Raw genomic sequence first — 1,232 nt, 5'->3', positions numbered from 1 at the left:
CCCAGAGAGATCTCATCTTGAGGGAGGCTTCCCGCTTAGATGCTTTCAGCGGTTATCCCGTCCGAACGTAGCTACCCGGCAATGCCACTGGCGTGACAACCGGAACACCAGAGGTTCGTCCACTCCGGTCCTCTCGTACTAGGAGCAGCTCCTCTCAAATCTCTAACGCCCACGGCAGATAGGGACCGAACTGTCTCACGACGTTCTAAACCCAGCTCGCGTACCTCTTTAAATGGCGAACAGCCATACCCTTGGGACCGGCTTCAGCCCCAGGATGAGATGAGCCGACATCGAGGTGCCAAACACCGCCGTCGATATGAACTCTTGGGCGGTATCAGCCTGTTATCCCCGGAGTACCTTTTATCCGTTGAGCGATGGCCCTTCCATACAGAACCACCGGATCACTAAGACCTGCTTTCGCACCTGCTCGACTTGTAGGTCTCGCAGTCAAGCACCCTTCTACCTTTACGCTCATTGCACGATGTCCGACCGTGCTGAGGGTACCTTTGTGCTCCTCCGTTACTCTTTGGGAGGAGACCGCCCCAGTCAAACTACCCACCACACAATGTCCCCGACCCGGATAACGGGCCTGGGTTAGAACCTCAAACATGCCAGGCTGGTATTTCAAGGACGACTCCACAATGACTGGCGTCACTGCTTCAACGTCTCCCAGCTATCCTACACAAGCAGGCTCAAAGTCCACTGTGAAGCTGTAGTAAAGGTTCACGGGGTCTTTCCGTCTAGCCGCGGGTACACAGCATCTTCACTGCGATTTCGATTTCACTGAGTCTCGGGTGGAGACAGTGCCCCCATCATTACGCCATTCGTGCAGGTCGGAACTTACCCGACAAGGAATTTCGCTACCTTAGGACCGTTATAGTTACGGCCGCCGTTTACCGGGGCTTCGATCAAGAGCTTCGCCGAAGCTAACCCCATCAATTAACCTTCCGGCACCGGGCAGGCGTCACACCCTATACGTCCGCTTACGCGTTTGCAGAGTGCTGTGTTTTTAATAAACAGTTGCAGGGGCCTTTTCACTGCGGCCACCAACAGCTTACGGGGCAAGCCCTTCACCATCGGTGGCGTACCTTCTCCCGAAGTTACGGTACCACTTTGCCTAGTTCCTTCACCCGAGTTCTCTCAAGCGCCTTAGAATACTCATCCCAACCACCTGTGTCGGTTTGGGGTACGGTTCCTTATAACCTGAAGCTTAGAAGATTTTCCTGGAAGCA

General features: G+C 54.5%; 1 rRNA gene. It reads right to left on the bottom strand.

The annotated features are described in order from the left end of the window. Window positions 1-1,232, bottom strand: a 23S ribosomal RNA gene (locus tag A6D6_RS21605); the annotation flags it as partial.

The sequence above is a fragment of the Alcanivorax xiamenensis genome (assembly GCF_009846745.1).
GTDB lineage: Bacteria > Pseudomonadota > Gammaproteobacteria > Pseudomonadales > Alcanivoracaceae > Alloalcanivorax > Alloalcanivorax xiamenensis.
This window is presented reverse-complemented; position numbering and strand designations above follow the sequence as displayed.